Below are 22,311 nucleotides of genomic sequence, written 5' to 3'. Positions count from 1 at the left end.
GCAGTGCACTCAAGCTCAAAAATTTGCCGCTGTAATTCGCTACGCTCAAACAGCGCTTCGGGGTCGCAGCAACTACGTCTCCGGGCACGACGCCTCCGTCCCAAACCCCACCCACGGGTTCCCGATAGTTCGTGGTTACCGATATCCGGATCCTCGATTCCCTACCCGTTGGTAATTTGGCCGAACCTGTTAGTGCTACTGGTCTCACTATTCTTGCCAGTATGCAATGCGGTGTTGTCTTACTCGCTCTACCATCTATTTTGGGGAATGCGAGCCGCCCTGTGCAAGTATCGATCACCATCTCCCGTTGGTCGTACTGGTGTGGTGGTGGAGGTTGAGCGGTTGGCCCTCGCGACGGCTGTATGCCCGTAGTTCTGTTTGAATTAGTGCCAGTAGTGCGTTAGCACGTACTGGCAGTTATGAATTACAGAATCAAATTGGCTAGACCGAGTGGGTTTCTCGGGCTACGGCAATTCGCGGTAGCCCGGCACGGGCGAGAGCGTGAGGCTCACAGCTCCGGTCGCGGGGACCAGCCGCTCAACCGGAGCCACCACGCCAGTACGGCCAGCCACTAACAGCGGTCACCGTGGAGCAGTCCACAAAGTCACCGCATCTCACGGCACCCCCAACGGGCAGCACCGCCACCCGGATACCAAGACCCCAATACAGAAGCCTGGGCCAGCGAGAGTAGAAGACTCCGCTAGCCCAGGCTTGTATACCGACAGTACCGCCACTGGATGGCAGCGGCCCCGTCAAAGTTCACTTGTGTTGACGCAATTATTCCTCAAACTCAGGCTTAGCGTCACGGGCCATGAGCCCCTTAATGACGTTCGTAATTGGCTGGTCTTCATACAACACGGAGTAAATTGCTTCCGTGATTGGCATGTCCACGTGCTCCTTGGCCGCCAATTCGTGCGCAACTTTGGCCGTCGACACACCCTCGACCACCTGACCCATGTTGTCGAGCACATCCTGTAGACGCTCGCCGTGGCCCAGCTGGTTACCTGCACGCCAGTTGCGGGAGTGCTCACTCGTAGCGGTCACAATCAGGTCACCAACACCAGACAGACCGATAAACGTCTGGGCGTCCGCACCCATCTTCACGCCCAGACGGCTAATTTCAGCTAGCCCACGCGTAATCAACGCTGCTTTGGTGTTGGCACCATAGCCGAGGCCCACCGCAGCTCCGGCCCCAATGGCGATAACGTTCTTCAACGCCGCACCCATTTCCACACCGATGACATCCGCGTTAGTGTACAGACGGAAGTAATCGTTAGCAAAGATGGCCTGCACACGCTGAGCGGCAGCCAGGTCCGTCGACGCAGCGGTCAAAGCGGTTAGGTCCTTAGTGGCCACATCTTCAGCGTGACTTGGCCCAGACACGACCACCACGGCCTGACGGTTCTCGGCTGGGATCACGTCGTCCAGCACCTGTGAAATCCGCATGTAGCTACCCTTTTCTAGCCCCTTAGCCAAGGAGCCCAGAATTGGCTTGTTGCCCGTCGCTTGCAGAATGGGCAGCAATTGCTGCGCCGTGCTCCGCACAACGTTTGTTGGTACCACGAATAGGATGAGTTCCGCACCCTCTACAGCGGCGGCCAGGTCGGACGTCGCCTTCAGGTTAGCGTTCAGGCGGAAGCCAGGCATGTAGTGCTCGTTGGTGTGCTGGTCGTTAATCTCGCGGGCATCCTTATCCAAGTATGCCCAACTAGTGACGTCGTGACCATTTTCAACCAACATGTTAGCAACAACGGTCCCCCAGGAACCAGCACCTAAAACAGCAACTTTTGTAGACATAGTGTGATTTTCACTCCTTATTATTAATCGCAGCGTTGAGATTACCCTCTAAATACCAAGGCGCCGAGCTGCGATAACGACGGTAGACCCAAACGGCCAGTGCCCCAACAAACAGGATGACCGACAACAATTGTGATACCCGCAAGTTAGCCGTAATGTACAGGCTATCGGTCCGCATCCCCTCGACGAAGAAGCGGCCGAAGCTGTACCACATCAAGTAGGTTAAAAATACTTCACCCTGTTTGAACAGGTGATGGCGATGCCGAATCAGCATCAGAATAATGAACCCCACAACGTTCCAACTTGACTCGTACAAAAAGGTCGGCTGACGATAAGCACCACCAATGTACATCTGCTGCACAATCCAGTTGGGGATGTGCAACCCAGTCAGAAAAGCCTTGGTTGTGACGCCACCAAAGGCCTCCTGGTTCATAAAGTTGCCCCAACGCCCGATGGCCTGAGCAATCATCACCGTGGGCGCGGCAATATCCAGTACCAACCAAATCGACAGATCGTGGGCACGGCAATAAATAATGAACACTAGGGCGGACGCAATCAGCGCACCGTAGATGGCAATGCCACCATGCCAGATGGCAATAATCTGCGCCGGGTGCTGACTGTAGTACTGCCACTCAAAGAGAACGTAATACGCCCGCGCACCAATGAGCGCAAAGGGTAACGACCAGAGCACCAGGTTGAGAATGTGATCCTCACTCACGTCCCGGCGTTGTGCTTCTCTAATCGCCAGGTATACCGCCAGCAACACCCCACTAGCAATGATAATGCCATACCAGTGTACTTCCAGGCCACCCAGCTGTAACGCAATGGGATTTAAGGCTGCAAACATAGACACGCTCCTTTAAAAACTGGGCTCGTTAGCGGGCTTCATCCTCTTCTTCGTTATGAGTGATGAGCTGCGCTAGGTTGGCCTTGAATTTTTCCGTGGCGTCGAAGCCATCCGCTTGGCACGGAAGTTCATCGCCGCCACCTCAATGATAATGGCCAAGTTACGCCCAACACGTACCGGCACCGTGATGCGCGGTACCGGTACGTTCATGATTTCCTGGGTATCCTCACCGGTACCCAGTCGGTCAAACGTTTTGTCGTCGGACCAATTTTCCAGGTGGACAATCAAAGAGATGCTGGTGGCCGAACGCACCGCGCCGGCACCGAACAAGTCCATGACGTCAATGATACCAACCCCACGGATTTCCAACATGTGGTCCAGAATCTTTGGGGCTTCACCAATGACCGTGGTTTCGTCCTGCTGGTGGACATCCACGCGGTCGTCCGCTATCAGCCGGTGACCACGTTGCACTAATTCCAGCGCGGTTTCAGACTTACCAATCCCAGACTCACCAGTAATCAGGATACCCATCCCGAAAATTTCAACTAGCACGCCGTGAATACTATCGCGCTCAGCCAACTCGCCATCAAGGTAATCGGTAATCAGCGACACCAAGCGGGTCGTTGGTAGTTGGGAACTCAGGACCGGAATGTGCGCCTTAGACGCAGCCGCAATCATCTCATCAGGAGCGGATAACCCCCGTGAAACTACGAATGCCGGCGTGTCCGGGGTGCACATGCGTTCCAACACCTTCACTTGACTATCCTTAGCCATGTTCTTGGTGTACGACGTTTCTGTCCGCCCAAACAACTGAATCCGTTCGTGCGGGTAATAGTTAAAGTACCCGGTCAGTTCGAGACCAGGCCGTGAAATATCACTAACGGTAATCTTGCGTTCGTCTAGATACTCCTGACCACTCACTACATCCAAATGTCCGGCCTTAACCAGGTCGGCAACCGTGACATACTCAGCCATGACGTAACCTCCGTTTTATGTGCCTACGTCAATTTTACCATAGTTAGCCCTACCGCCGACGCATCCGTTACAGGCCGGCCAACTTTTACCTAACCACGACGGGCGTCGCGTCGCCCCCACACCAACATACTTACCAGTGCCCCAACCAGCAGCAAGAAGCCAATGGCAAAGCAGGCAGCGAAGAAGCCTTCCGGTAACACGTTAATGATGGGGTCGAGCTGCGGGTCAAACTCCCAGTCCTGGTTGCGGAACAACAATTCGTGAAAGGCGATAAAAAAAAACGTTAAAGTTAAGCCCCATCGCAACGAGCAAGGCGGCCACCACGGTTAGGCCACCCCAAGCGCTAGTCCGCAGGAGGTATCCTTGATGCTGCTCACGTAAGCGGTGTAGCCACTTCCACGTTAAGGGCACCGTCACGACCATGACCACCAAATTCAGGACGAACAACCGCTGCACGTCCGCAAAGTGGGTGGCTCCACTCACGCTTACCCGAAAGTCCGGTAGCCACAAACGGTGCACCCACGGCATGTACAGGTACGACCACATGTTTAAATAGTTATGTAAAAGACGGGCCGGCGACATCCCGGCGACCCGGTCTAGTCGGTCCCAATGTATCCAGCCAACGAACAGTGGCACCGACACGAGCGTCACCACAAAGATGATGCCGCTAATCAATGCGAGCCACATCGTGACCAGCCGCCCCCAGCGGCGCAACCGGCAGGACATTAGACTTCCCAGTCGTCCAGGCTGTCTACCTGGTCCGTGGGTTGGATTTCCTGTCGTGCAACCTGTTCCTTGGTGGAAATACCCGTGTAAACCAGCAACGTCCCCGTGCCGGCGTTGATACCGGCTTTGATATCAGTATTGTAGTTATCGCCCACCATCGCAACATCTTCGGCAGCTAACCCCATTTTGGCCAAAGCGGCGTCCATAATCGGCCGACGTGGCTTGCCAATGTAGAAAGCCTCTTGTTGTGTAGAGCGTTCCACTAACGCAATCACGGAACCCGCACCAGGCACCTGACCGCGCTCGTTAGGCAGGTTGGTATCCTCGTTAGTACCAATGAACATGGCACCGCGTTGAATTGCCAGCGTGGCCAGTTCAAATTTGTGGTAAGTCACGTCGTAATCCAGACCTACCACCACGTAGTCCGGGTCCAGTTCGTTCATTTTGATGCCGGTACTCAGAATCGCCTTCTTGAGGCCAATCTCACCGATAATGTAGATGGACTTGTCGCTCACATCCCCGTCGTTTTCACTCAACAAGTAGCTGGCTGTAGCGAGTGAAGGTGTGTAAACCTGGTCGGGCGTGACGTGAATGTCGTGTTTATCCGCCAAAAATGCGCACACCGTTTCTGGGGTACGCGTGGTGTTATTCGTTAAGAAGAGGAACGGGATGTTTGCCGCCTGCAAGCGCTCAACGAAGCGCTTGGCAGCGGGAATCCGCTCGTTGCCCCGGTAGATGGTACCGTCTAGGTCAATTAAATAGCCTTTATATTTACTCAAAAGAACTGCCCCACTCCGTTATTTACTATGGTTATCATCCAACCGGCGAATCGTAAACCGCCGTCCGGACTGATCTTTTTGCGTAGTTGCCTTCTGGTTGTGTCCCCGTTGCGGCTGCTTGGTCTGCGCGCGGCGCTCCGTGTATGGATGCTGCTTATCCGCAGATTGCCGTTCAGTATGGCGACGTTGCTGCCCCCCGTTACGGCTGGTGTGCCCCGACGGACGCTGATCACGCTGTGGACGCGACGATTCACTGCTTGACCGGTGGTGCTGCTTACGCCCCGCGTCTGGTGACTGCGTCCGTTTACGTGGTTCCTGGTGGCGCCTTCTGTAATCCGGTTGACTACTTTGCTCTTCATCAGGACGGCGGTGCCGGCCCCGACCACCGCGGTGCGCGCGTTTACGCTTCGGTTTGGCTTCGGGTGCGTCCAAGCGCTCAATCACAAAGTAGGCACAGCCAAAATTACAGAACTCGTACAAGTAGTCTTCTAGGTGACTGATGGTCTGGTCGGCCGCCGCCTGCGCGTTGTCATCGTGATAAAAGCCGCGTAACCGCAGCTGGTCGTAGCCCCAATCCCCAACGATATAATCATATTTTGCCAATACGTCATCATACCGATTGTTCAGGGCCTCTCGGTCGACTGCATCCTTATACTCAGTCACCACCTGGTACCGGCGACCGTCGATGGTCAACATATCCGGCGCCACCTGCACTACACGGGGCGGCGTTGTGTTAGTAGTCGCATCCGCCGCTAACGCTGTGGGCGTCTCCGCGACACTATCCTCATGTTCCTCTGGTTTAGCCAATCAGCTAACCTCCTCAAAAATTCAAAGTTAATTATGGTCGAACTTGCCCGACCTCACATGCGGTTCTTGCGTTCGCCGCGCGCTTGGCCTGATAAATGGCCTCAATTTCGGGCACGGTCAACGGGCTCCCCCACGGCAATGGTTCCGGCAACAAAGCACGTTCGGGCGAATCAACGCCCACGTTGATATTCTCTTCCTGATACACGGAGCTATTGTGAATGTGGCCGTGCAGGTTCAGCACCTGATGCACGATTCCCATCATCATGGGGTAGTGGGTCAAAAATAGTTGCCGGTGATCCGCCTTAATAATCGTCCCCACGTCATGGAACTTAAATTTATCCTGTCCGTGCCAACCGGGATCATTCTGGTGTAAAAACTTGAACAACGCCCGATAATCATGGTTGCCCTTGATGAACGTAATACGACCGTGCAATTGTACCAGTATTGCGAGCACAGACGCGTTGGTGGGTACATTTTCTGGATTCATGGCAATATCACCGAGGTGGTACACCACGTCGTTGTCGTCCACGCGCGCATTCCAAGCGTTAATCATCGCTTGATTCATAGCCGCAGTTGAATCGAACAGGCGGGGCGCAAATTGATTATCACCCAACAAGTCACTATGAAAGAAGTGCGTATCCGCAATAAAGAAAATCATGGTCACACCTCCAGTACCGTAATGCCACTAGTTTACCCCTTCTGTTCTCGACCCGCACGTGCGCGGTGGCCAACGACCCAGGTCGTGACCGGTACGGTTAAAATAACCGCTATCACCGAGAACAGTACGGTGAGTAACTCCGCAACAAAAATTTTGTTGTTAAACACTTCCCATAGTGGGTACTTAAGCTGCGTAAACCAGACAAACAATCCAGCAAAGCCGCCAAAGAAACCGAAGAACAGCGTGTTAATGGCCGTACCAATAATTTCACGGCCCATCTGCACGATGCCTTCATGGTCCCGTTCGACGTCCAACTCGTTAATCCCGGCGGAAACCGCAATGGCAGCTTCGGCAATTGCCCCCAAAGTGCTCAGTAGGGACGCCGCCATCATAATTTGCTGGAACCGGATGCCAATGGTCACTTCTAGACCCTCTAGGTCCTCGCTGTCCTCGGCGCCAAAGCCGGCTGCGTGACTATGCACAACCACCACAAACACTAACGCGAGCAACCCCAGCATCACGATGATGGCCGCAACAAACGCTGGTCCGGCTACGTCCATGTTGCTGTTGGTCAAGAAAATTGTCGCTGCTAGGATTAACATCCCCGCAATGGCCGCTACCCACACGGGTGAAAAGCCACCAGCCATCAACACCACGCTAATAAATAAAACTAGGGTGTTGAGTAGCAGGCTCATAAAGATACTTAGGCCTCGTCTACCACCAACGGCAACCAGCAAGACGAGTAACGTTACGATTAATAATAACATGCCGTTAATCATGGGCCACCCCTCCCCGCTGTGCCCGCGCGGCTAAAGCCGCCAGGCCACTAGTAATGGGCACAGCCAGAACGATACCAAAGGCGCTAATCAGTGACTGTGCAAAGCCGAGCCCCATCACCCAGTCAATGGTTTGGGCAATGCTGTTGCCGTTGCGTAACCACAACACCGATTCGGCGAAAGTATCAGCGATGAAAATCATGAATAGCACTGAAATTAACGGGCCCATTACGGACCGTCCGATATCCATCCCGGCTTTGAAACGCTGGGAGCACCGCCGTTCAGTTGAAAGATCGCGACCGAGATGTCGCTAGTCTCATCCAGAACCGCACCGAGTGAACCGACAATAATTTCCACGTAAAAAAAGTAACGCGGGCGACTGGGTCACGTACCGAACCTGTTGCAAGTGAATACCGCTATAGTTGGTCCACGTCATGACCGCGTAACCGAGTCCCACTGCACCAACCGTAGCCAGGAGGGTTGCCGCCGCTATCACTAGGCCCACGGGGCGCCAACCGATGACGAATAGGACCGTGACAATTGTGAAAATGACAACCAAAGTGGTAAAAATCCCCCACGCGTGGTTGCCGTTCCAGTGGAGGTCCAAATGAATCGCCGAGAAAAACAGCACCGTGTTGGCGGTGATCGAAGCAATAATTACCAGCGCGTGTTTGGCAGCTAGCAGGCAGATTAGTAACAACGTAATGACCATCAATACACCCAGCACAACGTCACGTTTGTTGTCCCGGAATTGGTAACCACTACCAGACTTGGTCAGAAACACCTGGTTACCCTGTTTGAGCGGACTATCCAGGGCACCAGACTGGGTGTACTCGTTAGTGAAGTGCACCGTCGCGCCCTTCTGCTCAGTGTTCAACAAGCGGGCGGTAATTGTTTGCTTAGTCTGATAATCAGTATTGTTATATGAATCCACTTCTTTTTGGGCCTGGCCGTTCTGCACAGACGTGACCTGCGCCACGGGCACCGAATACAGACCGGCATCATGCCGCAGCCCCACGCCAACCAGCAATACTATAATGGCAGCTCCGAGCCACCACCACCGTTTGCTCATCCTTAGCCTTCTTTCAACGAATCCATACCGCACTACACTTTAAAATCACCATGAACAACGGCCACAGTGGGTAATCGCACCACCGATGAGCGGCTAAAATCAGGAAATATGGTTAGCCCGTAGCACCTCATGATATGCGTCCTTAATGGGGCCTTCAGGTTTCGCCCACTCTTCCCAGTGGTCGGGCTTGAGGCTGGGAAAATCATAATGGTCGTTAATATACTCTTCATATTTGCGCACTGCGGTACTATGCGGAATGTTGAGCTGCAAAATCCGCACCTCTTTGATGTAACCGTCCAATGCACACCGTTCCGCCACGCCGTTCATATAAATATTGCCCAATTCAAAGTAGCGGGTGTCATCGTTCCGGATTATTTCCTGGATTAAATCAAACGTTTGGTACTGAGCCAATGCTAATGTGCCCCCTTCAGGAAAGCCGTCACCGCCGCTGCGTCCGGAATGGACGGCTGACCGCCCACGTGTGCCACAGCAATGCCGGAAGCCGCAGTGGCGTAATCGAGCGCGTCAGCCACGTCACCACGGCCATACTGACTGAGAAAACCACCAATAAACGTATCGCCCGCGCCGGTAGTATCCACCGCCTGCACGGTGTACGCGGGTATAGAAAAGTCGCCGCTAGGTCCGGAGTAATAGCTCCCCTTTTCGGCCAAGGTAATGATCACCTCGTTGGCACCCTGCGCGCGTAAGTCGCGGCGGCCTCGGCCGTCGCAGCAGCGTCAACCATGTCAATGCCGGTCAGAGCGGTGGCTTCACCCTCGTTGGGGATGATAATATCCGTCGCCGCCAGGAGCTCTACTGGCACCCCATGACGGGCGGGCGCCGGGTTAAGCACGGTCTTAACGCCGCGCTTTTTGGCAGCCGCGAAAGCTTCCGTGACCGTCTGCATGGGTGATTCAAAGGTAGCCATGAGGAAATCATCCGGGCCCAACTCCGCTATCACGGGTGCCACGTCGTCCATGGTGACCGCGGCGTTGGCGCCGCTAGCAACCACAATCCGGTTTTGCCCTGAAGGCTCCACCATGATGACGGCTCGACCGGTAGGCTCCACTTCGTCAGTCACCAAATGCTGCGTTTGTACCCCTTTGGCCACTAGCGCCTGGCGTAGGCCGACACCGGCACCGTCATTACCAACGCGCCCGATAAAATCGACGTCCATACCGTTCAGAGCGGCGGCTACCGCTTGGTTGGCGCCTTTGCCACCAGGAGCTTCCGCGAGGTTATCCGCTATCAGCGTTTCACCAGGGTGCGGAATCTGCTGCACCGCAAAAATCTGGTCCAAATTGATACTGCCAATGATTGCTAATGTCATTTTTCGCTCCATTCGCCGGGCACGTGCCCGAAGTTGATTTTTATGTATACTGACAACACCTAAGTATAGCCTCTATCATACCAAATACGTCCTGGTACCGCCAAAAATGTCGGCCCACATCACGCCACAATGACCGTGGTCACCACGCCGTCCGTGATTGCTAACCCCGATAATGTAGCACTGTGAGCGCAGGGTGGCGGTGGGATGTGGTATTCTTATAGCAAATATTGAATTTTGGACTGCACCGTTACCATAAGGAGGAAAAATCATGGCCATTGATTACGCGGCAGCCGCCGCCAAGTACCGTGACGATATTATTGCTGACCTGTCCACCCTCGTTGCTATTGATTCAGAACGCGACGTGGAGCACGCCACCGCTGACGCACCGTTGGGACCTGGCCCTGCCGAAGCACTCGCCACCATGTTCAAAATTGCGGAGCGCGATGGTTTTAGTACTACTAACGTCGAAAATGTTGCCGGACGTATTGAAGTTGGTAGCGGTGAGGACATCCTGGGTGTGCTCGCCCACCTCGACGTGGTTCCTGCTGGCGAGGGTTGGACCCGCACACCCTTTCAGGCAACGATTGAGGGTAACCGGATTTACGGCCGGGGAACGGCCGACGACAAGGGTCCTGGGATTGCCGCCTATTACGCCCTCAAGGTAATTCGCGATTTGCAGTTGCCACTAAACAAGCGGGTGCACCTGATTTACGGTACTGACGAGGAATCCGAGTGGTACGGCATGACACGCTACATGGAAACCCAAGAAAACCCGACGTTAGGATTTTCACCGGACGCTGAATTTCCTATTATTAATGGTGAGAAAGGTATCGCCGACTTTGAAATTCAGTTGGCGCACGTGGCGGCCCGTGCTGCCACCACCACTTTGCACGCATTTAACGCCGGCATCCGGGCCAACATGGTCCCCGTTACCGCTACCGCCACACTAACTGGTGCCATTCCGACTGACCTCGAAGCCGTCGCGGGTGCTTTTGACGAGGCGAACGGTACCAAGACTGCCGTAACGCCAGTCAATAACGGCGTTACCATCACCTTAACTGGACGCGGGGCGCATTCCTCCATCCCCGCCGGCGGGATTAACGCCGGGACGTACCTCGCCGCACTGATTGACCAACTGGGTCTGCAGCTCGACCCCGCCGGTCAACAGTACTTGGCAGTTATTACCAACTTCCTCCACGCTGAAACCAACGGTGCCCGGCTAAACGTCGCGCTGACCGACCAAAAGATGGGCCCGCTGACCGCCAGCCCCGATATCTTTGCGTTCGAGCAGGACGGTCCCCAAACCATTTTGGTCAACGTGCGTTACCCGCAAGGCACGGACGCCGAGGCATCCGGATAATATGGAAAGTAGTATCGGTACTGACCACGTGAACGTCACCATTCACGGACGGGTTGAGGAACCACATTATGTTCCCGCCAGTGACCCGTTGGTCCAAACACTACTGCAGGTCTACACGGACCATACCGGCCTGCCGGGTGAGGAAGGTATCGTCGGTGGCGGGACGTACGGACGGATGCTTCAGCGCGGCGTTGCGTTTGGTGCGCAAATGCCCGGTGCCCCCGAAGTAATGCACATGGCCGACGAGTACATCACGATTGACGACATTATGCGTGCTGTCGCCATCTACGCCGACGCAATTGTGCGGCTCGCTCAGTAATGGCCGACGACGCTTTCACCGACGCCTGTATGCCCGCGGACTTCACGTACCGTTTCTGCACGCAGAGAGCGTCGACTCCACCAACGCCTGGGCAGAGCGTGAGTTAGCCCAAGGCCGGCACACCCCCTTTGTCCTGTTGGCTGACACACAAAATGCTGGTGTGGGGCAAAGGGGCCACCAGTTCGATTCGCCGGCGGGTACGGGGATGTACTGTACGTACGTTCTATCCGCTACCCCCGAACAGATGATGTTACTCATGCCCGCAGCGGGTGTGGCCGCGAGTCGGGCCTGTGCCATCGTCAGTGGTACCACCCCACGGCTCAAATGGGTCAACGACCTGCTTGTCGGCCGCAACAAAATCAGTGGCATCCTAGCCTGGATTCGCCAAGACAGGGCTGGGCACCCCGTTGCCGTGTTGGGTTGGGGCCTCAACTTAGCTTTACCCGCAAACCGACCGTTAGTCGCTAACCAACCCGTGGCCGGGCTGTGGGCTGTAGCGCCGAACCCTGACCCTCGCCCCGCCCTTTTGGCCAACTTTTTGACCGAACTTACAACGTTGCTGGATACACCGGTAACGATTATGCCAGCATACCGGCGACTAGCCGCAGGCATTGGCTGGCGGGTACACATCGACGACGGGCAACGCCAACTGGATGGCACCCTGGCCGGCTTTGCCGACAACGGTAACGCAATTGTAAAAACAAGCACCGGGACGGTAACCGTCGCCCATGGTACACTAAGGTACGAGCAACTTTGAATTAGTAATTTGTGGGCCGCCATCCATTACCGGTGACGGTAACCAAGCGGACAACCGCAATCCGAGTGGTGACCATTATGGTCGCCCTACATATTTGTACTGGGAGATTTCAACGTGCGTAATTTTTTTTAGCAAAGTGGGCCATTCGTGGTCCCGTATTGGCCACCGCATTAACCGTGGCTTCCACCATCAGGGTCGCCACCAACAGACCGGGCGATCACAGCAGTCGGAGCAGCACCATGATCGGCAACCGGTCACTAACCCGCTACCACCATTTTCGCGGGCGACGTGGACTTTGTACGCCGACACCATTCTGCAGACAATCCGCCACCTCGTTCTCGCCCTAGTTGCTGGGCTTATTTGTGCAGGCTTCCTCGCGTTGGGTGTCGGCGTCGGCTACTTTGCCTCCATCCTCGACAAGACACCCGTGCCTAGCGTATCGGCAATGACCCGTCAGGTGACGAACACGGAGGACTCCGCGACCCTGTACTACGCGAATAACGTCAAACTAGCCACGGTTATGAGTGACCTCGTGCGTGAGTCCGTCAGCAACAAAAACATGTCGCCGTGGGTCCGCAAAGCCATTGTGGCCACCGAGGACGCCGACTTTTACAAGCACAACGGGGTCACACCTAAGTCCCTCCTGCGCGCCGTCATTTCCTCTGTCACCGGTGTGGGGAGTCAAACTGGTGGCTCAACGCTGACGCAACAACTCGTTAAACTCCAGCTACTTTCGAGTGAAACCACGTTTAAGCGTAAGGCCAAAGAAATTGTGCTAGCCATGCGCGTTGATAAATACATGACCAAGTCGCAAATCCTCAACGCCTACCTCAACGTGGCCACTTTGGGGCGTAATAGTGATGGCGAGAACATTGCCGGCGTGGAGTCAGCGGCTGAGGGGATCTTCGGCGTATCCGCCAAGGATCTGAACATTGCGCAGTCCGCCTTCATCGCCGGATTACCACAAAGTCCGTTTATTTACACCCCGTACAATGCTGATGGCTCCCTGAAGGACAACCAAAAATACGGCGTCCAGCGGGAACGTGAAGTCCTGTTCCGCATGTACCGGGCGGGTTATATCACCAACAAGCAGTATCAAGAGGCCAAAAAATTTGACCTAGTTGCCTCCTTCCGGCGCACTGGTAGCAACGGCACGGACGAATCAACATCCGGCTTCGCGTACAGTTCCGTTATGCTGGAAGCCGAAAATACGCTCACCAAGCAACTCGCGCACAACGATGGCATTACCACCAAGAAGTTGAACGCGGACTCGTCGCTGAAGAAGGAGTACACGGATAAGGCGGCAACGCTCCTGACCACTAAGGCTACCACGTTCACACCACCCTGGTTAAGCCAGTCTACGAGAAGATGCAGAGCGTCATGAGGGAATACCGGGATAATTGGGGCACCACGCATACGTACACCTACACGGATTCTGCCACTGGTAAAACCGAAACGGCTACCGAACCCGTGCAAAATGGTAGTGTGCTGTTGGATAACCAAACTGGTGCCATATTGGGATTTGTCGGCGGTGTTAAGAGCGGGATTAACCACATCTACTCAACCCGTTCATCCGGTTCCACCATCAAGCCCATCGCCGTTTATGGACCCGCAATTGAGAATCAGCTAATTGGTTCAGAATCCCAGCTGGCTGACTTCAAAACGAGCTTCACGAACTATTCGGTGAGCGACTTTGGCGGTACGATTGCCAACAAGTTCATGCCCGCCAGCTACGCGCTGGCCCATTCGTACAACATCCCCGCAGTCAACTTATACAGTGCGATCAAAGAGAAGGTCAACGTGGCCAGCTACATTAAGAAGATGGGCATCACCACCTTCACCAAGTCGGACTACTCGAAGCTGGGCTTTGCCCTCGGTGGTTCTGACTACGGGGTCAGCGTGAAGCAGGAGGCCAGTGCCTTCTCCACCTTTGCCAATAACGGACAACACGCCACCGCGTACATGATTAGTAGCATCACGGACCCATCAGGAAGAGCGGTGTACAAACACAAAGGCGGCAACACCAAGGTCTTCAGCAAGAGTACCGCCTACATCATGCAGAAGATGTTGCACGGCGTTGTGAGCTCGGGTACCGGGACGACGGTCAACTACCTGGCTAACTTTGACACCGACAACCTGATTGCCAAAACTGGTACTAGTAACGACGATAAGGACATCTGGTTCATCGGTAGTACACCAGGTCTGACCATGGCTAGTTGGATGGGTTATGACAACAACTATGGTCACTCGTTCTCGCTGGGGTCGAGCCAAAGTACCATTAACGAAACGTACTGGGCCGCCTCAATGAACGCCATTTACCAGCTAATTCCACAACAATTCAAGCTCCACAAGACTCTGAGTCGACCGAGCAACGTGAAATCGGTGAAGGTCAACTCCCTCACCGGCTTGCCGAACGGTACCGGCACGTTTAATGGGAAAACCGTCAAGACCAGTGGTAGCACCGTCACCAGTCTCTACAATGGCTGGACGCCTGACGCGTTTAAGACCGAGTTTGCCATTGGTGGTACCTTCAACAATTACCGCCTGTTCTGGAACTATATGGACGGTGCCAATAACGGGTACGGTAAGACAACGTCGGTCAAAGATGATGACGCCAGCGTGAATACTGACACCACGACTAAGGACCAACAGGATGCTGCCAAGCAGCCGCTGCATCCAGTTCATCCAGCAGTGCGGCGGTCAGCTCCAGCAGCTCCAGCGTACTGTATAGCAGTGCACCCACCTACAGTTCCAGCAGTTCGGCAATCTCATCGTCATACGTCACAAGTTCATCGGTACCGGCAAGTTCATCATCAGCCGTTAGTTCATCGACTGAGGTAACACCGTAGAACCAGAACCAACAGGGCGAGAGTGGACCACAATGCGGTTAGCTCCCGAGCAATAACGTAATAATGCCGATATTCCACAATTCGGGAATATCGGCATTATTGTGTTAGGCACAGGGAGCTGTATTGTGGTCCACTCTTGTAGGCCGCCGTCGATGTTCATCGCTTTCTCGAGACTGCTAGTTGTGACTGGGCCTCACCCTATTGCGTTTTCCCGTGCAAAAAAAACTTCCCCAAAAATGTTGGGGAAGCTTTTTAGCTTACTTGGTTGTCTGCCGTTCCGTAATGTCAAAGCCGAGACGAACGGTAATCTCATCGATACCCTCTTTGTTCATCAGCTTGGTCAGTAGACGCATGGCCACGGCACCAATATCGTAAAGTGGCTGGTCAAGCGACGTCAACTGCGGACGCGTCATCTGGGTCAGCTTGGTGTTGTTGCTAGTGATAATCTGGAAGTCATCAGGCACCCGCACACCGGCATCCAAAGCCGCGTTAAGGACCCCCACTGCCATCTCGTCATCGCTAATCAGTGCTGCGGTGGCACCAGCCTTCTGGATCTGCTTGAAGACAGCCAAACCAGCTTGGTAGCTGTATTCCGTTTCAAAGACGAGGCTCTCGTCATACGCAATGCCTGCACCGTCCAACGCCTGCTTGTAGCCACGCAACCGGTACTGGCCGGAAATCGGTTCACTCAACGGTCCGGTCACCAGCGCAATCTTCTTGTTGCCAGCATCCAGCAACTGCTTCGTGGCGCCCTGAACTGCGGCGACGTAGTCAATATTGACGCTTGCCAACTGCTCGTCAGGATCAACGGACCCGGCCAAAACAACTGGTGTCTTGCTACGGGCAAACTCGGAACGCAGATCATCGCTAATTGACCGGCCCATGTAAATCAAACCATCAACTTGCTTAGCCAACAGGGTGTTGACCACCTGCACTTCTTTTTGGTTGTTTTCATCGGAGTTAGCGAGGATGATGTTGTACTTGTACATTGAAGCCACATCGTCAATCCCACGCGCCAAACTGGAGAAAAACATGTTGGTGACATCCGGGATGATCACCCCCACCGTAGTGGTCTTCTTCGATGCCAGGCCACGCGCAACCGCGTTTGGACGGTAGTCAAGGCGGTCAATGACGTCCAAAACGCGGCGACGGGTGGCCGCCTTCACGTTTGGGTTACCGTTAACAACACGGGATACGGTCGCCATGGACACATTAGCCTCGCGTGCTACGTCATAAATTGTGATTGTCTGTTTCTCCATTGTTTCAAATCGTCCCTTCAAATTACTATATTTATCATGTATTGGATAATGATTTATCCTGTATAAGATAGCAGATTACGGAATCGAATGCAAGCGTTTTACCACTATTTGCACCGCTTTTTTCATGACATTTTCAATAGCATTTAGCGAGGCACCTTCTAATCGTTTACACGAGAGGCGTTTTCATTTAACCGTTTACATTCGCACAACCACCACGTTTGGCATTTTCTCATATGCTATACTGTATGCATACGCCTCATGGCGCCAACCAAAGGAGGAACCCATCCATGAATGAACATTTACAGCAACTCACCCAGTGGCTTCAGGACCAACAACTGGACGTTGCCTACATCAGCAATCCCACCAACATTAGTTACTTTAGCGGCTTCTTTCAGGATCCCGAAGAACGTGTCACGGCACTCTTTGCCTTCCCGGACCGCGACCCATTTTTGTTTACCCCCGCGCTCTCCATCGAAGAGGTGAAGCGTAGCGGCTGGTCGTACGACGTGCACGGCTACCTAGACCACGAGGACCCCTTTGCCCTCATTGGCGACGCAATTCGCGCTCATGCCGGCGAACCGGCCAAGTGGGCCATTGAAAAGGACGACCTGCCCGTTTACCGTTACGACGCCATCCGTCAACAATTTCCCGACGCCACCTTCCCCGCGGACGCATCGCGGTTCATCGAACAAAAGAAGCTCATCAAGTCCGACAGCGAAATTGCCCTCATGGACGCCGCCGGACGCGAGGCCGACGCCGCCTTTGCTGCCGGTTTTGCCGCTCTGCACAGTGGCGTGACGGAACAGGCGGTCGTCGCTGAAATCAACTACGCCATGATGAAACGGGGTGTCATGGAAATGAGTTTTGACACCATTGTCCAGGCGGGGGCCAACGCTGCCAACCCGCACGGTGCCCGGAACTGAACCAAGTGCAGCCAGGTCAGATGGTCCTCTTTGACCTCGGTACCGTCCACCAGGGTTACGACAGCGATGCCACCCGTACCGTCGCGTTCGGCAAAGTCGGCGACCGGGAGCGCGAAATCCACGCGGTTTGTCTGGAAGCTAACTTAGCCGCTATGGAGGCCGCTAAGCCTGGGGTCACCGCCGCGAGCCTCGACAAAATCGCCCGGGACATCATCACCAAGGCCGGCTATGGTGAATACTTCAACCACCGCCTGGGTCACGGCATCGGCACTAGCACCCATGAGTTCCCATCCATCATGGAGGGCAACGACATGGAGCTGCAGCCGGGCATGTGCTTCTCCATTGAACCCGGCATCTACGTTCCTGGCTTCGCCGGTGTCCGCATCGAGGATTGCATCCACATCACGCTGACGGCAACGAACCATTCACCCATACACCAAAGACGTTGCGGGTAATCGAACCGTAATTACCCGGTCATACGTCCTGAAGCGCAAATGTAGCCCCGTAGAGGTCCTCGACAACGAGGAACCTCCACGGGGCTACTATTGTATTTCGGGGGCTGTAAGTCCACGAGAGGGCCGTCACCGACTGTACTAGCCAGCCAGCACAGTCGAACCATCAACCAACTGCTGCGTGTGATCCACAACTTTGTTGGCACCCGCGTCCACCAGCTCCTGGCGGTCACCAAACCCGTAAGTGACGCCCAGTGTTTTCACACCGTTCGCCTGCCCACCCTTGATGTCGGTAAAGCGGTCACCAATCATTACGGAATGCGCTTGACCGGCACGCTGGTTACGCATGGCGTAGGCGAGCACATCCGCCTTCTTCACGCGGGTATGTTCGTCCATCGAGGCGCCATACACCCCGTCGAAGAGCGTACCCAGGTCAAAGTGGTCCACCAATCGGGCCACCATGGCTTCCGGTTTGGACGACGCAACCGCGGTGCGAAAGCCTTGATTGCGGAGCGCTCGCAGCTATCGGTAATACCGGCGTACAAATCGGCCTCAAATATACCGCGGGCCTCGTAGTAGACCCGGTAGCTTTCAATGGCCCGGTCAACGGCGGCCGCATCAAGCTCCGGGTAAAACTGGTTGATACTATATGTGAGGCTGGGACCAATCCAGGTCCGGTACTGCGCGTCCGTCAGTGGCCGCATTTGGCGTTCGTGCACCATGTACTTAATACTATCCACAATGCCACGTTCAGAATCAGCAATTGTTCCGTCAAAGTCAAAGAAGAGTGTTTTATCCGTCACGTACTTGTCCCCATTCCGTTCATCGTACTGTTTATCATAACGCACAAGGAAGCCATCACCCCGGCTCCTAGAGTGAGTCCACGTGACGGCTTCCTTGCTAGACACGCCCTGATGACGCGCCCATAAACTTATGATCAATTATTACTCGTGGTCATCCGCCTTATCAGGAGCATCAGCGGCCGGCTTGTCCGCATCCGGAGCGGGCGCAGCCGTATCCGCTGCCACGTCAGCGGCTTCGGCGTCCCCGGCCGTGGCGGCAGGTTCTTCCGGAGTCGCAACCGCGTCGGGCTCAACATCGTCGTCCGCGTCCTCACCGGCATCCTTAGCCTGACCAAAGGCGCTCTTACCGTCAACGACGATGTCATCAAAATCATCATCGTCATCGTTACCGCCAACGAGCTTGGTCCGGATTGCTGCCGTCGCGTTGGTGAAGGCGGAGATATCACCATCTTCATTCGGTGTAATCTTAGTCTTCAGGCCAGTGACGAACTCCTCAGCGCTAGTCCGGAAGTCCTCCGTGGCATCCTTCGCAAAGTCAAAATAGTCTGCGGCCCGGTCAGACAGTTCGTTTGTACCGGACTTGAGCTTCTTTTTGAGCTCATCAGTTGTTTGTGGTGTTAAGAGGTAAGTTGCGGCCAGCGCACTGGCGCCACCTAAAATGAAACCTAGCAAGAAGTGGTTCTTTTTAGACATTAATGGGACCCCCTATTCCTCGTTGTCATTCTTATTCTTCGACATTGTTTTGCGTAGTACGCTAAAAGCAGACCGGCCGACCTTGAATGCGGCCAGGCCACCAGTAGCCTTCGCGGTCTTGTTAATGCTACCCGTGAGGTCGCGGGCCGCGTTGTTCAGGTCGGATACGCTCTCACCCAGATCACCCATGGCGGTGAATACTGGGTCAATCGTTTTGACCTTCCCGTTGACGTCCTCAAGCAGGTCGTTCGTCTTGACGAGCAACCCTTCGACCTCATTAGTAACGGTACCGAGCTCCCCGTTAATAGTTGCCAACGTTTTGTTCGTTTCGGCGACCGTGTTCTTTAAATCCTTACTAACACTCCCCAAGCTGACACACACAATGAAAATGCCTAAAGCAATAATCAAAAATGCGACTGCCGCAATGATGAGTGCAATTGTACCACCAGTCATGGCTAAACTCCCTTTCGCTGTCATCATTAAGAGGTGACGCTATAATACCACGACCACCAATTAAATACAGAATATCATCAAATGAACACGCATTCAATTTTTTTTGGGGCAGTTTTATTAATTAAATATTTGCTGATTGGTAGTCACAAAGGTGTGGTTCGGCGCGACCAACCGCGTCATCTTTGCTAAAATGAGGGGTGAAAAGCAATCGGGAGGACGTCATGCCATACTTACTCAGCGCCAAAACAACAAGTCAGTCAGTTTCATCGACGGTGACCCAAGCTAACCACTGGTTCAGCAACATTAACTGGGCTAGCATTCAAGCCACCATCATTAATCGTGCCATCCTGATTGTGATTGCCAGCATCCTGTTCTTCATCCTGAACCGGGGTGGCAAGTACCTCATTCGCCGTGTTTTCAGCCATTACGAAAATAGTCAGCTGGCCGGTAGCCGCTTTGCGACCGTCAAGATGCTGGTGCTGAACATCTTTAGCTACGTGGTCATCTTTTTCTACATTTACACCGCTCTGAGTATCCTGGGTATCCCCGTCGGCACGTTACTCGCTGGTGCAGGAATTGTGGGGATTGCTGTCGGTCTCGGTGCGCAGGGCTTCATTAGCGACATCGTGAACGGTTTTTTTCATTATTTTGGAAGGGCAGCTAGACGTTGGCGACAGCGTTCAACTCGGACAAATTAGCGGCTCGGTGCAGGTGGTGGGTCTCCGGACCACACAAGTAGTCAGCGCGGACGGCACGTTGAATTACATTCCTAACCGTAACATCACAATCGTCCGGAACCTCTCACGCAACGCCATGACCGCCATCGTTGATCTCCCCGTTGCCAGTGACACAGACTCGGGTACGATTGAACGAATCGTCAAGAAGGTCAACGCCGAACTGGTGCCCAATGACGAAGACCTGACGAAGGCACCCGAGATAGTGGGCCTGGTACCCTCACAGTGGGGCGGTCTGGTCTACCAGGTACGCGTGACCGCTAAACCCGGCACCCAATCTGCCGTGCGGGCCCGCTTTCTGACTGCATACGTTGATGCGCTACGTGACGCTGGTATTACCGTGCGGACGGCGCCCACCGGCACAAAGCTGCCGTAAACGCCCATTAACAAACGAGTCCCCCAGTTACAGGCAACCCCACTATGCAGAGTGGGTTGGCCGACAACTGGGGGACCCTTTTTTTATTCGACTTTGCCGGTTGCGTGAGCAGTTACTTTCGGCGTTACGTCGTAGTCCTTGCTCAAATCGTGGCAGATGTAGTTCAAGCTCTTCATCCATTCACGCCGGGTCACGATGCCCGTAAACTCTCCCGTGCTAGCCACTACCGGCAGGAACGGATCATTCACCAGCATGTGCATCACGTCCTCCAACGCGTACGGGTTCGCCACCGTCGTCACCTCTGTATCCATAACGTCACGGACACACATGTCGTCCAGTTGTTCAATCTTCAAGCTGTCAAGGCCCAACATGGTTTCAGTCACCATGGGCAACGAAATGAGACCCACGAACTGATCACCATCAAGCACGGGTATGCGCGCGTAGCGAACCTTAGTCAGAACAAGGAACGCGTGGGTCAAAGAGTTATCTGCCTGGACCGTCGCGACCATGGACGCCGGAATAACGTAATGTTCCCGGTTGACCATGAGCATATCCTCAACGGTTTTGTTTAACATCGGAATTCCCCCAAACTATCACCGAATTATTGGGCCGCCGCCCGCAGTTTTAATTGCGTTTTTTTGTAAGCGATTGTTACGTTAATGAGCCGGCGTTTATCACCGACCTCGAGTATTATTGTACCCTGTCTGGAAACGAAACAACAGGGTTGCCCAGAAGCTTCAATGTTTCTTCAGTACCCTGACAGATTCTCCACACTTTCTTCACCATTGCTAGTCGTACATAATTCCGGTAGAATTTTCCCAGTGATGGCTACTGACCTATGGCTCCTAGTGGCGGTCCTGGCGGCGCGGTGGCTTCTGTTGGCGGTTCTGGCCGGTGGGGGGTGCCGTGGGGTACTGCGACTTTGTGGACCGCTCCACGGTGACCGCTGCCAGGGCGAAACCTCCAACCGCAAAAAACGCGGTTTCCGGTGCAACTTAGAGCCTGCCTGCCAAGCCCGGGCAGCCAGTCTCTAAGTTCGTCGCGCTGTACATCGCTGCGCTCTTACAGCGGCAAGCCCCTTGCAGCGGTCACAGTTCCGGGCCCAGTCGTCTCCGCACCCCACGGCACCCCCACCGGCCAGAACCACTCTTGCGAAGAAAATTATGAATGAGTCAGTCAACATTTATCCTCATATCATTACACCAGGCGGCAGTTGTTAACCCTGCTGCTGACGGGATATCGCACAACCCAAAAGTCAGATACCTCAATGCATAAGTTCATGATCACGCAGGCTGATATTGTAGTCCACAAACTCCCCGAAAGCCAGTGGAGGGAAAACATTTGATCAGGAAACGTGATTGCTACGGTAGTATGAGGCCGCATCGGTCGGAACGACGAGCGTAGGCGTGTGGTGGTCGGAATGGTCACCACTGCCACGACATAACGGGAACCCGCGGCTGGTCTTTGGGACGGAGGCGTCGTGCCCGGAGACGTAGTCGCTGCGACCCCAGAGCGCTGTTCGAGCGGAGCGAGTTACAGCGGCAGATTTTAGAGACCGCGATTTTT

The 22,311-nt window shown here is 54.4% G+C and carries 22 protein-coding genes and 4 pseudogenes; 7 read left to right on the top strand and 19 right to left on the bottom strand.

All coding sequences use genetic code 11. The features are described from left to right. Nucleotides 1-777: 777 nt before the first annotated feature. From JCM12539_RS10150 to JCM12539_RS10095, 13 genes and pseudogenes are all read right to left on the bottom strand, one after another. Nucleotides 778-1,797: an NAD(P)H-dependent glycerol-3-phosphate dehydrogenase gene (locus JCM12539_RS10150; protein ID WP_054651199.1), complete on the bottom strand. Its 1,020-nt coding sequence runs from the start codon at nt 1,795-1,797 to the stop codon at nt 778-780. 10 nt (nt 1,798-1,807) lie between these two features. After that, a complete protein-coding gene (gene lgt / locus JCM12539_RS10145; protein WP_054651197.1) occupies nt 1,808-2,644 on the bottom strand; it encodes a prolipoprotein diacylglyceryl transferase in 837 nt (278 codons plus the stop codon). A 28-nt stretch (nt 2,645-2,672) separates the two neighbouring features. After that, nucleotides 2,673-3,619 (bottom strand): annotated as a pseudogene (gene hprK, locus JCM12539_RS10140) (HPr(Ser) kinase/phosphatase). Between the two features lie 89 nt (nt 3,620-3,708). After that, on the bottom strand, nt 3,709-3,873 hold the full coding sequence (locus tag JCM12539_RS15305; protein WP_369396105.1) for a lipoprotein intramolecular transacylase Lit: 165 nt from the start codon (nt 3,871-3,873) through the stop codon (nt 3,709-3,711). Beyond that, nucleotides 3,845-4,345, bottom strand: a complete 501-nt coding sequence (locus tag JCM12539_RS10135; protein WP_082405474.1) for a lipoprotein intramolecular transacylase Lit — start codon at nt 4,343-4,345, stop codon at nt 3,845-3,847. The genes JCM12539_RS15305 and JCM12539_RS10135 overlap by 29 nt, the downstream gene beginning before the upstream one ends. Beyond that, nucleotides 4,345-5,124, bottom strand: a complete 780-nt coding sequence (locus JCM12539_RS10130) for a TIGR01457 family HAD-type hydrolase (RefSeq protein WP_054651193.1) — start codon at nt 5,122-5,124, stop codon at nt 4,345-4,347. The genes JCM12539_RS10135 and JCM12539_RS10130 overlap by 1 nt, the downstream gene beginning before the upstream one ends. 18 nt (nt 5,125-5,142) lie before the next feature. Then, nucleotides 5,143-5,931 carry a YutD family protein gene (locus JCM12539_RS15605; RefSeq protein WP_054651191.1) on the bottom strand — a complete coding sequence of 263 codons (789 nt, stop codon included), beginning with the start codon at nt 5,929-5,931 and terminating at the stop codon, nt 5,143-5,145. Between the two features lie 31 nt (nt 5,932-5,962). Next, nucleotides 5,963-6,589: a metallophosphoesterase gene (locus tag JCM12539_RS10120; protein ID WP_054651189.1), complete on the bottom strand. Its 627-nt coding sequence runs from the start codon at nt 6,587-6,589 to the stop codon at nt 5,963-5,965. Between the two features lie 32 nt (nt 6,590-6,621). Next, nucleotides 6,622-7,365, bottom strand: coding sequence for a YibE/F family protein (locus tag JCM12539_RS10115; protein ID WP_054651201.1), 744 nt, complete (start codon nt 7,363-7,365; stop codon nt 6,622-6,624). Continuing rightward, a pseudogene (locus JCM12539_RS14845) lies at nt 7,361-8,437 on the bottom strand (YibE/F family protein). The gene JCM12539_RS10115 and the pseudogene JCM12539_RS14845 overlap by 5 nt, the downstream one beginning before the upstream one ends. Nucleotides 8,438-8,536: 99 nt before the next feature. Then, nucleotides 8,537-8,848 (bottom strand): hypothetical protein, encoded by a 312-nt coding sequence (locus tag JCM12539_RS10105; RefSeq protein WP_054651187.1) that lies wholly within the window; start codon nt 8,846-8,848, stop codon nt 8,537-8,539. A 2-nt stretch (nt 8,849-8,850) separates the two neighbouring features. Beyond that, nucleotides 8,851-9,120, bottom strand: coding sequence for a PfkB family carbohydrate kinase (locus JCM12539_RS15600; RefSeq protein WP_054651185.1), 270 nt, complete (start codon nt 9,118-9,120; stop codon nt 8,851-8,853). After that, on the bottom strand, nt 9,117-9,767 hold the full coding sequence (locus JCM12539_RS10095; RefSeq protein ID WP_054651183.1) for a PfkB family carbohydrate kinase: 651 nt from the start codon (nt 9,765-9,767) through the stop codon (nt 9,117-9,119). The genes JCM12539_RS15600 and JCM12539_RS10095 overlap by 4 nt, the downstream gene beginning before the upstream one ends. Nucleotides 9,768-10,035: 268 nt before the next feature. Here JCM12539_RS10095 and pepV point away from each other — a divergent pair. The 4 genes and pseudogenes from pepV to JCM12539_RS10075 all read left to right on the top strand — a co-directional run bounded on the left by pepV (nt 10,036) and on the right by JCM12539_RS10075 (nt 15,044). Beyond that, nucleotides 10,036-11,446, top strand: a pseudogene (gene pepV / locus JCM12539_RS10090) (dipeptidase PepV). Further along, a complete protein-coding gene (locus JCM12539_RS10085) occupies nt 11,385-12,203 on the top strand; it encodes a biotin--[acetyl-CoA-carboxylase] ligase (RefSeq protein WP_082405472.1) in 819 nt (272 codons plus the stop codon). The pseudogene pepV and the gene JCM12539_RS10085 overlap by 62 nt, the downstream one beginning before the upstream one ends. 94 nt (nt 12,204-12,297) lie before the next feature. Then, nucleotides 12,298-13,587 (top strand): transglycosylase domain-containing protein, encoded by a 1,290-nt coding sequence (locus JCM12539_RS10080; RefSeq protein WP_054651179.1) that lies wholly within the window; start codon nt 12,298-12,300, stop codon nt 13,585-13,587. After that, nucleotides 13,584-15,044 (top strand): transglycosylase domain-containing protein, encoded by a 1,461-nt coding sequence (locus JCM12539_RS10075; protein WP_054651177.1) that lies wholly within the window; start codon nt 13,584-13,586, stop codon nt 15,042-15,044. Before JCM12539_RS10080 ends, JCM12539_RS10075 begins: the two co-directional genes overlap by 4 nt. Before the next feature lie 265 nt (nt 15,045-15,309). On the opposite strand, the gene ccpA is transcribed toward JCM12539_RS10075, so the two are convergent. Continuing rightward, complete coding sequence (gene ccpA / locus JCM12539_RS10070; RefSeq protein WP_054651175.1) at nt 15,310-16,311, bottom strand: catabolite control protein A; 1,002 nt, start codon at nt 16,309-16,311, stop codon at nt 15,310-15,312. 287 nt (nt 16,312-16,598) lie between these two features. Between ccpA and JCM12539_RS10065 the strand changes: the two are divergent. Beyond that, nucleotides 16,599-17,700 (top strand): annotated as a pseudogene (locus JCM12539_RS10065) (M24 family metallopeptidase). 127 nt (nt 17,701-17,827) lie between these two features. On the opposite strand, the gene JCM12539_RS15595 reads toward JCM12539_RS10065, so the two are convergent. The 4 genes from JCM12539_RS15595 to JCM12539_RS10050 form a co-directional block, all read right to left on the bottom strand. After that, nucleotides 17,828-18,148, bottom strand: a complete 321-nt coding sequence (locus tag JCM12539_RS15595; RefSeq protein WP_439645138.1) for an HAD hydrolase-like protein — start codon at nt 18,146-18,148, stop codon at nt 17,828-17,830. Continuing rightward, a complete protein-coding gene (locus JCM12539_RS15590; RefSeq protein WP_439645137.1) occupies nt 18,061-18,534 on the bottom strand; it encodes an HAD hydrolase-like protein in 474 nt (157 codons plus the stop codon). The genes JCM12539_RS15595 and JCM12539_RS15590 overlap by 88 nt, the downstream gene beginning before the upstream one ends. Before the next feature lie 96 nt (nt 18,535-18,630). Next, nucleotides 18,631-19,182, bottom strand: a complete 552-nt coding sequence (locus JCM12539_RS10055) for a YtxH domain-containing protein (protein WP_054651173.1) — start codon at nt 19,180-19,182, stop codon at nt 18,631-18,633. A 12-nt stretch (nt 19,183-19,194) separates the two neighbouring features. Further along, the gene (locus JCM12539_RS10050) at nt 19,195-19,635 is read right to left on the bottom strand and encodes a DUF948 domain-containing protein (protein ID WP_054651171.1); all 441 of its coding nucleotides are present in this window, start codon (nt 19,633-19,635) and stop codon (nt 19,195-19,197) included. Between the two features lie 221 nt (nt 19,636-19,856). On the opposite strand from JCM12539_RS10050, the gene JCM12539_RS14835 reads away from it, so the two are divergent. Both JCM12539_RS14835 and JCM12539_RS10045 read left to right on the top strand, forming a co-directional pair. After that, on the top strand, nt 19,857-20,333 hold the full coding sequence (locus tag JCM12539_RS14835; protein WP_263849793.1) for a mechanosensitive ion channel family protein: 477 nt from the start codon (nt 19,857-19,859) through the stop codon (nt 20,331-20,333). Next, the gene (locus tag JCM12539_RS10045; RefSeq protein WP_263849792.1) at nt 20,284-20,745 is read left to right on the top strand and encodes a mechanosensitive ion channel family protein; all 462 of its coding nucleotides are present in this window, start codon (nt 20,284-20,286) and stop codon (nt 20,743-20,745) included. Before JCM12539_RS14835 ends, JCM12539_RS10045 begins: the two co-directional genes overlap by 50 nt. 83 nt (nt 20,746-20,828) lie before the next feature. Here the strand turns inward: JCM12539_RS10045 and cbpB are convergent, their stop codons facing one another. Next, the gene (gene cbpB / locus JCM12539_RS10040; protein ID WP_054651169.1) at nt 20,829-21,320 is read right to left on the bottom strand and encodes a cyclic-di-AMP-binding protein CbpB; all 492 of its coding nucleotides are present in this window, start codon (nt 21,318-21,320) and stop codon (nt 20,829-20,831) included. Nucleotides 21,321-22,311: the final 991 nt, after the last annotated feature.

Source organism: Lacticaseibacillus pantheris DSM 15945 = JCM 12539 = NBRC 106106 (genome assembly GCF_001311175.1).
GTDB lineage: Bacteria > Bacillota > Bacilli > Lactobacillales > Lactobacillaceae > Lacticaseibacillus > Lacticaseibacillus pantheris.
Note: the sequence above shows the minus strand (reverse complement) of the source record. Positions and strands in the feature narration are given on the sequence as shown.